Raw genomic sequence first — 13,850 nt, forward strand, 5'->3', positions numbered from 1 at the left:
GAATAAAAAACCCAACAATGATACGAAAATTTGATTAGCAATCTCCATATAATTGTTCGAGTTTATATTTAGTTGGAATACTTTTGTCCCAACCTTTTATTCGATAGCTCCATACTCCTCAGCTAACTCCTGAAAGCTTTTCTCTGAGTTTGTAATCAGCACTTTCGTTCCTAATGGAATGAAATCATAAATTGATTCTACTGCCTCATTTTGCATGCGAACACAGCCTTGTGACACGTATTTCCCGATACTGCCTGGATTATTGGTTCCATGAACTCCATATATTCTTCCATCTGTATTATTTGCATCAAAACCAATCCATCGTGTTCCTAACGGATTTTCCTCATGTCCCCCCACTATATTCTTTTTTCGGTAATAGGGATTAGCCGCTTTGACTGTTATTGTAAACAAACCTTCTGGTGTTAGGTCTTCTTTTTTTCCGGTCGAAACACTTATTGTCGTTTGTACGCGATTTTCATCTATTAAAGATAATTGATTCGTTTTTTTATTAATAATAAGAAAAGGATCACCTGGCAATGGATTTATCCCTAATGGCCATACAGGGGAGATTGTTAAGAGAATAGACAAAGCTAGTTTTAACATCCAATCACACTCTCTTTTTTTCTTAGTTTGTGTGATTGTTGCTTCTTTATGCGAAAAGGATACTGCTCTTTGGAAAAATAGTTTTTTATTCCCTTTCTATTCTCTACTACTTCTAAAGACAGAGGAAACAAAAAAAAGATTTCTTCATCTTAAAGACAAGGAAATCTTCTTCTATCCATTATTAAAGCATTTTCTCTAAAAACTCTTTTGCACGGTCTGTTTTAGGATTGGTAAAAAACTCAGCTGGTGGGGCATCCTCAACCACTACTCCACCATCTAGGAATAATACTCTATTGGCAGCTTCTCTTGCAAAGCCCATTTCATGTGTCACAATAAGCATCGTTATTCCAGTGTGCGCCAGAGATTTCATTACCTCCAGTACCTCTTTTACCATTTCAGGATCCAATGCTGACGTTGGTTCATCAAATAAAATCACTTCTGGATTCATTGCAAGGGCACGAGCAATTGCGACCCTTTGCTTTTGCCCGCCTGATAGACGGCTAGGATATACATTTGCTTTATCGGCAAGACCAACTCTAGCAAGAAGCTCTTTCCCCATCTTTTCCGCTTCGCTCTTACTTAGTCCTTTCACCTTAATCGGTGCATAAGTCACGTTTTGTAAAACCGTTTTGTGTGGGAAGAGATGAAAATGTTGAAATACCATTCCAACGTTTTCTCTTATTTTTTTTATATTTGTGTTTTTTTCTGTAATATCTGTGCCATCAATGATTACTTTTCCTTTTGTTGGTACTTCAAGTAAGTTAATACAACGCAGAAAAGTAGATTTTCCCGAACCAGAAGGACCGATAATCGTCACTACTTCGCCTTTTTCTACCTGTGTATTTATCCCTTTTAAAACTTGAAGAGAGCCATAAGATTTATGCAAATTTTCAACATTAATCACTTCTTCTCATTCTCCTTTCAACAGCTTTAGCCAATGTTGTCAGTATCATTACTAGAACGTAATAAATAAGACCTGCAAGAATCATTGGCTCCAAATATGCATATTTTTCTCCACCCATTATATAGGCTCTACGCATAATATCGGTAACACCAATAACCGTGACAACCGCCGACTCTTTTGTTAAGGAAACAGCTTCATTAATTAATGCTGGAAAAATATTCTTTAAAGCCTGTGGCAAAATTAAATCGAACATTGCTTGTCTAGGTGAAACACCTAGTGCCATAGCTGCTTCTTTCTGCCCACGATCTACCGCTAAAATTCCAGCACGAATAATTTCCGAAATATAAGCAGCTGAATTCAAGCCAAAAGAAAGAATTGCTGCAACAGCTGGTTCTATTTGTATTCCTGTTAATTGCGGAACACCAAAATAGATGATCATTAATTGCAATACAAGAGGTGTCCCTCTGAATACGGATGTATAAATAGCAGCAATCCAGCTTAATACTGGAATCTTACTAAGTTTAAAAATCGAAAGTACTATCCCTAAAACAAAACCAATAATTCCAGCCACTACGACAATTTGCAATGTCACTGTGATTCCCTTTAATAAATATGGCAGGGACGGAATAAATTGTTGGAAATCTAAGCCCATTAATATCTCAATCCTTTCATTAAACACGGGGTGTGTTTTTACCTATTGATATAGCTTAAAAACAAGAAAACGTTTAGGGCAATGTTTGCCCTAAACTGTCCCCCACTTAAACCTATCTTATTTACCAAACCATTTTACAACTAACTCGTCAATCTCTCCGTTATCTTTCATTTTCTTTAATTCAGCATTGAATTTTTCTGTTAAGTCACTATTCTTTGGAAAAGCAATAGCAGAACCAGCGTCTTCATTCGCTTCTATTGCTGGGAAAGATGTTAGCGTATCTTCTTTATTTAAATAACCAGTTGCAACTACATCTTCAATAATTGCTGCATCAAATCGACCTGCTTTAATTTCTTGAATTAATTGTGGAATACGGTCGCGGTTTTCTACAGTAACTTTTACCGTTTTAGCAATTTCTTTTGCTGCATCTTCTTGAATAGACCCTAGTTGTACCCCAACCTTTTTCCCTTCAAGATCCTGAACACTTTTAATATTGCTATCTTTTGTTGTAACAACTAAGTCTTTTGCAGTAAAATATATATCACTGAAATCAACATTTTCAGCTCTTTCCGGTGTTGGAGACATACCGGATAAAACTAAATCTACTTTTCCAGATTGTAATGCAGAAATTAATCCGCTAAAATCCATATCTTTTACTTGGATTTTGTAACCAAGCTTTTCGCCTAATGCATTAGCTAAATCAATATCAAAGCCGATAATATCATCACTTTTTGCGGTATCGATATATTCAAATGGAGCATAATCTGCAGAAGTTCCCATTACAAGTACTTTTTCATCAGAAGATCCACTATCACTATTTGAACTATTTTCATCAGTAGAAGTACCACATGCGCCTAAAATAAATACTATAGACAACAGCATTAATGCTAGTAATTTTTTCATATTATTATTATCCCCCTATACTTACTTAAGCTTTCATTCTTTATTAATATTGCTTGTTTGTTGCAAATTATTAAATGATCTTTTCATTTATATTCATGCAACAATATGAATTTTAACACATACTTATAATTATGCAATATGATTTATACAAATCCATTAAATAAAATACTATTCTGAAAAAACTTAATTTTCTTTCAATTAAATCAATACATCATTTTTAATTTTATTTGAATTTACAAGCGAAAACTTTTAAGGAAGATATGAATAATAAAAGAAGCCGTGAAATGAATTCACTTCGTAGATAACATCAAAAAAGACTCAAAATCCTGAGCCTTCAGACTGTAGACAAACCCCTGAATTTTAGATATAGAGGTTTGTCTATAGTATATTTATTAGTCTCTTTGAAGAGGGATGTTGCTTTCCGCTCCAGGGGTTCGCTTTCCGTGGGGCTCGCGCTTAGCCGCGGTCTGCCTTTGGCCTGCAGGGTCTAAGCTGTCTCGCTAATCCCACAGGAGTCTCACCCCTTCCACTCCAAGCAACGCATGAAAATTCAATGTAAGTTTCTAAAAATCTTTTTGTCGACAAACTGAAGGCTCAGAATCCTGAGCCTTCTTTACACAATATACAGTGTTTATTTTACTTCTTCGCAATATTCTTCAAATGCGTTTTGTAGTTTTTCCACAACTTGCATTGGATCGTGGCCTTCAATTTCATGGCGCTCGACCATTTTCACTAGTTCGCCATCTTTCATTAATGCAAAAGAAGGAGAAGAAGGAGGAAAACCTGTAAAATACGAACGAGCTTGTTCTGTTGCCTCTTTATCCTGGCCTGCAAATACGGTTACTAATTGATCAGGTCTTTTTTTATAATGTAAGGAGTAACTTGCAGCTGGTCTTGCAATTCCACCTGCACATCCACATACAGAATTCACCATTACTAGTGTGGTACCTTTTTTTGATAATGCTTCATCTACTGCTTCTTTTGTTGTTAGTTCAGCATATCCAGCCTCAACTATTTCTTGGCGTGCTTGACGGACAACATCATTCATGAATAAATTAAAATCAATATTCATTATTTCGCTCCTTTTATGAAATATATTCTTACTACATTATTATAAAAAAAGTATGCATTTTCAATTAATCTGTTTGCATTAATAGATTGGTGTTGTTTCCTCAGAAGTATTTTCAAGAATTTCCTTTACCCTTTGTAAAAATCTTCCGCAAACTAATCCGTCTAATACACGGTGATCTAATGACATGCAGAGATTTACCATATCTGATATAGCAATCATATTATCCTTTATAACAGGTCTTTTTACAATTGACTCCACTTGAAGGATAGCCGCTTGGGGATGATTGATAATTCCCATTGACTGAATGGAACCAAATGATCCAGTGTTATTCACTGTGAATGTGCCCCCTTGCATTTCATCAACAGTAAGTTTTCCTGTTCTTGCTTTATTTGCAAGTTCTGTAATCTCTCTTGCAATCCCTTTAATCGATTTTTCATCTGCATTTTTGATAACTGGTACGAATAGTGCCCCCTCGGTTGCTACTGCGATGGAGATATTAATATCCTTTTTCTGAATAATTTTGTCTCCTGCCCACGTTGAATTAATTTGCGGGAATTCTTTTAATGCACGTGCAACTGCCTTCACAAAAAAGGCAAAGAATGTTAAGTTATAGCCTTCTTCCTTCTTAAAGGAATCTTTCACTTTATTTCTGTATTGTACAAGTTTTGTTACATCCACTTCGATCATTGTCCAAGCATGGGGAATCTCATGCTTACTCTTAACCATATTGCTAGCAATCGCTTTTCTTAGTCCTGTTATCGGGAACTCTTTATCTCCTGCTTGTGTTTGCACATTATGTACAGATGTTTCTTTTTTCGGTATAGGATCAGCAGGTACACTTGATCCATTTGCTGGCACTTTCTCATCCTCTTTTCCTTGTGGAACCCCTTCTTGTATAGCCTTTTGTACATCTTTTCTCGTAATTCTTCCTCCTGCGCCAGTTCCAGTTAACAGCGTCAAATCAATCCCAGCTTCTTGAGATAGACGCAATACTGCTGGTGAGTATCTTGCTTTTTGACTTGTATCTGTATTTATAGACGCAGCTGCTTTTTCTTCCGTCTCTTCTTTGGCAGGTTGTTCTTCCTGAGAATTGTCCCCTTCTACTTCAATGGTGCAAATTACTTCGCCAACTTCGAGCGTCTGTCCCTCTTTTGCTATTAATTCTTTGACCTTACCTGAAAAAGAAGAAGGAATTTCGGCATTTACTTTATCGGTCATTACTTCCGCAAGTGGGTCATATTTATTTACAACATCTCCAACCGAAACAATCCAGTTGCTTATGGTTCCTTCTGTAACACTTTCACCTAATTTAGGCATTGTTATTTTTTCAATTGGCATCGCTTTTCACTCCTTCTTATGCGATTTAGAATTCTGCAAGCTTTCGCATTTCTGTTTCTACTTTTTCTGGCGTAACTAAGAAGAATTTTTCCATTGTTGGCGCATATGGCATTGCAGGAACATCTTCCCCTGCTAATCGCATAATTGGTGCATCTAAATCAAACAAACAATTTTCTGCAATAATTGCTGCAACTTCACTGATTACACTGCCCTCTTTATTATCTTCTGTTATTAAAAGAACCTTACCTGTTTTGGAAGCAGCTTCAATAATTGCTTCTTTATCAAGTGGATAAACCGTTCGCAAATCTAAAATATGTGCAGAAATACCATCTTCCGCTAATTTTTCAGCAGCTTGCAAGGCAAAATGGACACATAATCCGTACGTTATAACTGTAATATCTTCGCCTTCTCGCTTGACATCTGCTTTGCCTATCGGCAATACATAGTCCTCTTCTGGAACAAACCCTTTAATTAATCGATAAGCACGTTTATGCTCAAAGAATAAAACCGGATCAGGATCTTGGATAGCTGCCTTTAACAATCCTTTTACATCATATGGTGTTGAAGGCATGACAATTTTTAATCCTGGCGTATTAGCGAACATTGCTTCTACTGATTGAGAATGGTAAAGTGCACCGTGAATACCGCCTCCGTAAGGTGCACGGATAACAATCGGACACGTCCAATCATTATTTGATCGATATCTAATTTTTGCTGCTTCGGAAACGATTTGATTTACAGCTGGCATAATAAAATCAGCAAACTGCATTTCTGCAATCGGTTTTAAACCATACATCGCTGCTCCAATTCCCACGCCTGCAATTGCAGATTCTGCGAGTGGGGCATCAATTACTCTTTCTGCCCCAAATTGTTCGTAAAGGCCTGTTGTTGCTTTGAAAACTCCACCTTTTACCCCAACATCTTCTCCAAGGATAAATACTTTATCATCTTTCTCCATTTCTTCCCGAATGGCTTGAGTCACTGCGTCTATATAGGATATTACTGGCATCTTTTCATTTCCCCCTTAATTGCCGTATACATATTTCAAAGTATCTTCTGGTTGTGCATATGGCGCTTTTTCTGCATAATCTGTTGCTTCATTTATTTCTTCCGCAATTTTCTTATTTAATTGCTGATCTATTTCTTCTGTCAATATACCAGTAGAAACTAAATAAGCTCTAAATGTTAGTAACGGATCCTTTGCTTTTGCCTCTGTCACTTCTTCTCTTGCACGATAGCTGCTATCATCGTCATCAGAAGAATGAGGAGTTAAACGATAAGAAATTGTTTCAATTAATGTTGGTCCTTCTCCTCTTCTCGCTCTATCTACTGCTTCTTTCGTAACACGATATACCTCAATTGGATCATTTCCGTCAACTGTATATCCTGGCATACCGTAGCCGATTGCTCGGTCGGAGACATTCGCACAACCTAATTGCTTTTCGATTGGAACGGAAATAGCATATTTATTATTTTCGCATAGAAAAATAACAGGTAGCTTGTGAACACCAGCGAAGTTTGCTCCTTCATGAAAATCTCCTTGGTTAGATGAGCCTTCCCCAAAGCTAACAAATGTAACAATATCTTTCTTTTCTATTTTCCCTGCTAATGCAACACCAACAGCGTGAGGTACTTGGGTAGTTACCGGAGAAGAACCTGTAACAATACGATTTTTCTTTTGACCGAAATGTCCTGGCATTTGTCTTCCCCCTGAGTTAGGGTCTTCCGCTTTCGCAAAGCCTGACAGCATAATTTCCTTTGTTGTCATGCCAAAAGTTAACACAACTCCCAGATCCCGATAATAGGGAAGCATATAATCTTTTTCCCGATCAAATGCAAAGGCTGCGCCCACTTGTGCCGCTTCTTGTCCCTGACATGATATAACAAACGGAATTTTTCCTGCTCGATTTAATAACCACATTCTTTCATCAATTCTTCTTGCAAGGAGCATTTGCTCATACATTTCTAATACTTGATCATCTGTTAAACCAGCTTCTAAATGGCGATTATGAACCATTGTCATATTATTACCTCCTAATTGATTCATCTTTGTTCCCCCTATATTAAAATGAACATTTTTCAACTTTTTTACTAGCTATGAATGGCTTTGCCCTCAACTGCAAGGGCTGCTTCCCCAATTGCTTCCGTTAAACTTGGATGAGGATGAATTGTATTACTAATTTCCCACGCAGTTGCATCTAGTACTTTTGCAAGAGCTGCTTCTGCAATAAGGTCTGTTGCATGTGCTCCAATAATGTGAACACCTAATAGATCATCTGTCTCTTGATCTGTAATTATTTTTACAAAGCCATCTTGCTCCCCGTAAATAAGTGCTTTGCCAATGGCTTTGAAAGAAAACTTTCCTTTTTTAATCGTAAATCCAAGCGCAATAGCTTCCTCTTCTGTATAACCAACACTAGAAATCTCTGGACTTGTATAGATGCATTTGGAAACTGTTTTATAATCGAGCGGCTGTGGATTTTCGCCTGCAATATGTTCTACGGCAATAATCCCTTCATGTGAGGCAACATGTGCTAGTTGCAATCCTCCAATACAATCTCCAATTGCGTAAATATGCGATTCTTTTGTTTGATAGTATTTATTTGTTTCAATTACATTATTAGCAACTGCAATTTCAGTATTTTCAAGACCAATTCCTTCCACATTTCCGATGCGTCCTACAGATACAAGCAGTTTATCACCTTCAAACGTCTGTATATCACCATTTTTTTCTGCTTGAATAGTTACACTAGATGAATTTTTCTGGACGGTGTCTGCTAATACCTTCGCACCTGTAACAATCTTGATCCCTTTTTTCTTTAGGATTCGTTGTAATTCTTTACTTATTTCCTTATCTTCTGTTGGCACCAATCGATCGCTATATTCTAAAATAGTTACTTTCACATCAAAATCAGCAAGCATAGAAGCCCATTCAACCCCTATTACTCCCCCACCAACGATAATAATGGATTTAGGAAGTTCTTCCATTTGTAATGCTTCCTCAGAACTAATGACAGTCGAACCATCAATCTCTAATCCTGGTAAGGTTTTCGGTCTAGAGCCTGTTGCGATGATTACATTTTTCGGGATCAACATTTCGTTTTCTTCTCCATTATTCATTTCAACGGAGATCGTTCCTGGCATTGGAGAAAAAATAGATGGTCCCATTATTCTTCCATTTCCTTCATAAACATCAATTTTCCCTTTTTTCATTAAATATTGCACACCGCTATGAAGCTGGCTTATGATGCTTGATTTTCTTTCTTGCACTCGATTAAAGTCCAATCGTATATCTGATGTAATAATCCCAAATTCTTCACTTTTTTTTGCTGTTGCATAAACTTCTGCACTTCTTAATAGTGCTTTGCTCGGAATGCAACCATTATGTAAACATGTACCACCTAATTTTCCTTTTTCAACAACTGCTGTTTTTAAACCTAATTGGGAAGCGCGAATCGCTGCTACATAACCACCAGTTCCTCCGCCTAGAATGACAAGATCATATTCCTTTGCCATTATCTTCACACTCCTCTCTATCTCCATACTCTTTTGGTATTTCTTCCTTACGTAATACTCGTAAAACTCCTTCTGCCAATGATTGTCGCTCATTTTCACCTGGATATACCATTATATCTGCAATCCAACTAACACGTTCCATAATTAATTTTACAAAAAGGTTACTAAACGCAAGTTCACCTGTTAAAATAATTGCATCTACTTTCCCAAATAACACTGCACTGGCACTACCAATTTCCTTAGCAACCTGATAGGCCAATGCTTCAAAAATTAGATAGTTAGGATTGTCTGGATTTTGAAGCTCTTCTTCTATTTGAAGGGAACGTGGTTTGTCAAGATAAGCCATTACCCCTGAATGATACAACAATTGTTGCTTCATCTCTTTATACGTAAATTCTCCAGAGTAGCATAAATCTACTAAATCACCATGAGGCAGTGTCCCAGAGCGTTCCATACTAAATGGTCCTTCTCCATTTAATCCATTATTCACATCAATTACTTTTCCATTTGAATGTGCACCAATCGTAATCCCGTCCCCAAGATGAGCGATGATTAGCTTCACTTTCTCATACTTTTTGCCAAGCTCCATCGCTGCGCGTCTGCCAGTTGCTTTATGATTAAGTGCATGAAAAACACTTTTTCTTGTAATTTTTGGATAGCCAGAAATTTTAGCAATGTTGTCCATTTCATCGACGACGACTGGATCAACTATATAGGAAGGAATTTCTAAATGCTCTGCAATTTCATAAGCAATAAGAGCTCCCAAGTTTGATGGATGTTCACCTCTTGTTTGTCCAAGTAAATCATTACGCATAGCAGCATTGATTATATAGGTACCTCCATCGATTGGTTTAAGTAACCCCCCTCTACCACACACAGCAGCTAGCTTGGAAAGATTAATTCCTTTATCCACTAGATATAAGAGAATTTCATTTGTTCGGAACTTATATTGAGAAACAATTGATGAGAATTCTCGTATTTTTTCGGAATCATGATGCAAATCTTCTATAATAATTGGAACCTGGTTTTCATATAGAGCGATTTCTGTTACTAATGACCTTGGGTTTATTACCAATATACGATATCTACTCATCTTAAAAACCCCTAGAAAAATTAATTTAAGTGATACTTATCTAATTTATAATATAAATTTCGGACAGAAAGCCCTAATGTTTTAGCCGTTAATGTTTTGTTTCCCTCTAACTTTCTTAACGTTTTTTCTATAATTACTTTCTCGTATTTTTCAACTAACTCAGATAGTGGTTGATCCACATCATCTGTGGTATCTTCCAGTTCGATTGGTTGTTCCTTTTTTTCTCCTGAATGAAAAAGATGCTCCAATTTTAGCACTGTCTCTTCTTCCTGAACCCTTACGACTGCAAGCTGTAAAATTGCTTTTAATTCTAGTGCATTGCTCGTATAAGAATAAGATTCTAATGCTTTTTGCGCTTCTAAATCGATTTCTTGTATCCATCTGTCACTTTCTTGATTTAGCTCCATGAGAAAATACTTAGATAATGGATAAATATCTTCTTTACGCTCGCTTAAAGGTGGTAAATAAATATTCGTTTTCATTAACTCATCATACAGCTCTTCTAAAAATGCCCCAGCGATTAAGGCTTTTTCTAACTTGATAGGAGATGAAATGATCAGGCGAAAAGACGCCTGCTTCTCGCCCTTTCCAAATTCCCTTAGTTTTTCTAAAAGCAATGTTTGTTCATCGATCGATAAATAAGTGACATTTTCTAAGTAAATTGTTCCTTTATATTTTGTACAATTAGTGCTTAGAAACTTATTCAGTTGTGCTTGATTTCTTTTTGGGTGGATACGTTTAAAAAGTTTAAACTTATTTTCACTCCAATTGTGAATAGCATTGGCAAGCATAAACTTGCCAGTACCTTCCTCACCTCTAATAAATATGACACGTTTAGTTGCAGCTGCTAGCTTTGCCTGCTCGATGGCAAACTTCATAAACGGTGATTGATATATAAAATCGTCAAATTGATAGTTATGTTCCAACCCTCGGATAATTGCTTTTGTTTGTTGAAGCTCTTTTTTTAAATAGACAGTTTCTGTTTTATTTTTAATAATTTGCAGACAGCCTTTTAATTTGCCATCGACTATTATAGGTGTACTTTTTATCGAAAGACACAAGGTGTCTGTATTAAGTGTTATCTCCGCATCCCGTCTTGTTTGAAAAACTTCTTCTCTATTCTTTATTACTGATTCATGTTGTTCTTGGTCAACTACAGAAATCAAACCATCGTATGATGGATTTTGCATAATAACAAGACCTTGCTCATCGACTATTACATAAGCCTCTGCACTTTTTTGCAAAATTAGCATTAACAACATTTGAATATTGTCATCATCTAACCATTCTCTTTTTTGACTAGCTTCTTGCAATACTGCAACAGCACCAATTATTTGATTTTCTTTATCTTTAAGTGGATAACGAGAAATCAAAAGATAATCTGTGTCAGAAATTGCAAACATTTTCTGTTCTTCTTTTCTTTTTGTATGTAAAACTCTCATCATTCCACTGTTAGGAATAATGGATAAAATATGCTGATCTATTTGAAGATGATATTGCTTTTGCACCATTCTTTCAGCACTTTGGTTGAAATAGCAGATGACTCCATGATTATCCACAAGGATAATCCCTTCCTTCAATTCATCAAAAAGGGTATAAGAGGTTGACTGTATTGTTCGATCGATCATTAGCACACTTCCTATCATCCGTGCAATTTATTTCATATCTATACTATACCTATCTCTTCGTTATTATGCAATTTTTTTCCCGTTTTCATTTTTTTCTGAAAAAAGGGACGAGCTTATGACTTCTCTGGATGAGAGCGATCATCTTAAAAGATAAAAAAACTATTCCAGTCAAACATAGACCCAAACGATTATAAGAACATGCTAATGAAGGGCTCGTATAGTCGTTTGGGCTTTTTTATTCGTTTTCAAAAAGGATGTTTCATGAGGTTTGTTGCTATTTACCCGCAACCTAAATACACTTCGCTTTCCTTGGGGCTCCCGCTGAGCCGCTTCGGCCCTTGGCCTGCAGGGTCTCAGCTGTCTCGCTAATCCCACCGGAGTCTACGTGTATTTAGGCTGCTCCATTTTCCAATCTATTTCATTTTTTTCTTGGTAAAATAATTAGGTTTTAGAAAATAGCCTTTAAAAACGAAGTGAAATGAAGTGTCTATAGCGTAATGGAACGAACTAGTTCTTACACTTTATTTTATTTAAAAACAAATAAAATAAAGTATGCGAAAGCAACCTATATTTACTAGCTAAATGAGAGAATATTTGTCTTAACAGCGTATCTATTTTGTTAAATCCCAACCTCATAAATTCAAAAACAAAGGTCTCCCTTATCTTTCTAATGGCTTTAGAAGGATAGGGGAGACCTTTGTTCTTTATAACTGTGTTAAAATTTCTCGTGCGATTATTGGCTCATCTGTAATAATTGCTGATATTCCTTCCTTCATAAGTGCTCTCATCGTTTTCGAATTATTTACAGTGTAGGCTCTTACTTTTATATTATTCGATTCAGAAGCTCTGATTATTTCTCCGTTTAATCGTTTATAATTTGGATGAAAACCTTTGGCATTTATAGCATTGGCATAAATCCATGGCTGATAGATACCATCTGACAATAGCGGAGCCGTTTCTATTTCTGGAGCAATGCGATAACTATGAACGAGACTATAATGATTAAAGGAAGAAAAAATGATCCGTTTTTCAAATCCATATTGTCTGATGAGATTAATTGTTTTTTCTTCCATTCCCTCATAGGAAATCTTATTATTCTTCATTTCAATATTACAGATTATTGAATTCCCCTGCATCCATTCAAACAACTCACTTAACGTTGGAATAGATTCTTTATTACTATACTTAAATCGATGTCCTGCATTTAACGCTCTTAATTCTTTATAACTCAATTGTTGCACAAAACCTGAGCCGTTAGTCGTTCGATCAACTTTTTCGTCATGGATGATAACAATTTCCCCATCCTTAGTCATTTGAATATCTATCTCTATTCCATCAGCCTTTGCCTTTTCTGCTTCTACAAAAGCTATCATTGTATTCTCAGGATAATTTGCCGAAAAACCTCTATGTGCAAATATTTTCGTCATATGAATTCACATCCTTATGTAAAACTTCCTTTTATTAGCAATAGAATATTCATTTGTATTGCTAATAAAGCGAAACTTCCATCAGTGGGGGTTTTCCCTCCTCCCCCCACTGATGGTTAGTTGAACCAATCAGACCTTTATGGACAGTTGATCTCTCACCTAGCTTCCTAGTATTCTCATAAGCTTGAGGGGTGGAGTCTTACTCTCCGTTAAGAGTGGAATAAATGATAAAAAAACAGGCTCCAACATATGTCAGAGCCTGTATCGTTTTTGTTAAATTAGTTTTTTACTACGTTAGCAGCTTGAGGTCCGCGTTGACCTTCTTCAATGTCAAAGCTTACTTCTTGACCTTCATCTAAAGTTTTGAAACCTTCAGTTTGAATAGCGCTGAAATGTACGAATACATCTTGTCCTTCTGCTGTTTCGATGAATCCAAAACCTTTTTCTGCGTTAAACCATTTTACTTTACCTGTAGCCATTTCTTGTTTCCTCCTATGTGCTTAATGCACAAATGTATTACTATCCTTGCTCGTAGTAAAAAATAAAGAAATATGTAAATCTCAACTATTTTCTAAAGAACAAAAATAAGTCTCCTTAATATTAACAGGTTCATCTACAGAAAGCAAACCTTTAAGAATAAATTTTTCAATTTTTTAAAATAAATTCCTTATTTTGGATTTATCACAATTAATTACGCTTCAAAGATTTGCCTCT

General features: G+C 36.2%; 13 protein-coding genes. All 13 read right to left on the reverse strand.

What is annotated here, in order from left to right; translation table 11 throughout:
- Positions 1-96 precede the first annotated feature (96 nt).
- Entirely contained in the window at positions 97-603 is a 507-nt protein-coding gene (locus tag NST60_RS22395; protein ID WP_016203243.1) for a L,D-transpeptidase, read from the reverse strand.
- A 181-nt stretch (positions 604-784) separates the two neighbouring features.
- Positions 785-1,507, reverse strand: a complete 723-nt coding sequence (locus tag NST60_RS22400; protein ID WP_016203244.1) for an amino acid ABC transporter ATP-binding protein — start codon at positions 1,505-1,507, stop codon at positions 785-787.
- Complete coding sequence (locus tag NST60_RS22405) at positions 1,500-2,159, reverse strand: amino acid ABC transporter permease (RefSeq protein ID WP_016203245.1); 660 nt, start codon at positions 2,157-2,159, stop codon at positions 1,500-1,502. The genes NST60_RS22400 and NST60_RS22405 overlap by 8 nt, the downstream gene beginning before the upstream one ends.
- Positions 2,160-2,276: 117 nt before the next feature.
- A complete protein-coding gene (locus NST60_RS22410) occupies positions 2,277-3,062 on the reverse strand; it encodes a transporter substrate-binding domain-containing protein (protein ID WP_016203246.1) in 786 nt (261 codons plus the stop codon).
- 631 nt (positions 3,063-3,693) lie between these two features.
- Complete coding sequence (locus NST60_RS22415) at positions 3,694-4,134, reverse strand: BrxA/BrxB family bacilliredoxin (protein ID WP_016203247.1); 441 nt, start codon at positions 4,132-4,134, stop codon at positions 3,694-3,696.
- 78 nt (positions 4,135-4,212) lie between these two features.
- Entirely contained in the window at positions 4,213-5,472 is a 1,260-nt protein-coding gene (locus tag NST60_RS22420; protein WP_341100218.1) for a dihydrolipoamide acetyltransferase family protein, read from the reverse strand.
- Between the two features lie 25 nt (positions 5,473-5,497).
- Positions 5,498-6,481 carry an alpha-ketoacid dehydrogenase subunit beta gene (locus tag NST60_RS22425; protein ID WP_212117153.1) on the reverse strand — a complete coding sequence of 328 codons (984 nt, stop codon included), beginning with the start codon at positions 6,479-6,481 and terminating at the stop codon, positions 5,498-5,500.
- 15 nt (positions 6,482-6,496) lie between these two features.
- Positions 6,497-7,489: a thiamine pyrophosphate-dependent dehydrogenase E1 component subunit alpha gene (locus tag NST60_RS22430; protein ID WP_212117193.1), complete on the reverse strand. Its 993-nt coding sequence runs from the start codon at positions 7,487-7,489 to the stop codon at positions 6,497-6,499.
- A gap of 74 nt (positions 7,490-7,563) precedes the next feature.
- Complete coding sequence (gene lpdA / locus NST60_RS22435; protein WP_016203251.1) at positions 7,564-8,988, reverse strand: dihydrolipoyl dehydrogenase; 1,425 nt, start codon at positions 8,986-8,988, stop codon at positions 7,564-7,566.
- Positions 8,972-10,081, reverse strand: a complete 1,110-nt coding sequence (gene buk, locus NST60_RS22440; protein ID WP_101730902.1) for a butyrate kinase — start codon at positions 10,079-10,081, stop codon at positions 8,972-8,974. Before buk ends, lpdA begins: the two co-directional genes overlap by 17 nt.
- A gap of 20 nt (positions 10,082-10,101) precedes the next feature.
- Positions 10,102-11,709: a sigma 54-interacting transcriptional regulator gene (locus tag NST60_RS22445; RefSeq protein WP_224427517.1), complete on the reverse strand. Its 1,608-nt coding sequence runs from the start codon at positions 11,707-11,709 to the stop codon at positions 10,102-10,104.
- Positions 11,710-12,413: 704 nt separating this feature from the next.
- Positions 12,414-13,136, reverse strand: a complete 723-nt coding sequence (locus tag NST60_RS22450) for a glycerophosphodiester phosphodiesterase (protein WP_016203254.1) — start codon at positions 13,134-13,136, stop codon at positions 12,414-12,416.
- 278 nt (positions 13,137-13,414) lie between these two features.
- A complete protein-coding gene (locus NST60_RS22455; protein ID WP_016203255.1) occupies positions 13,415-13,615 on the reverse strand; it encodes a cold-shock protein in 201 nt (66 codons plus the stop codon).
- Positions 13,616-13,850 lie beyond the last annotated feature (235 nt).

The organism is Niallia sp. FSL W8-1348, assembly GCF_038006745.1.
Lineage (GTDB): Bacteria > Bacillota > Bacilli > Bacillales > Cytobacillaceae > Niallia > Niallia alba.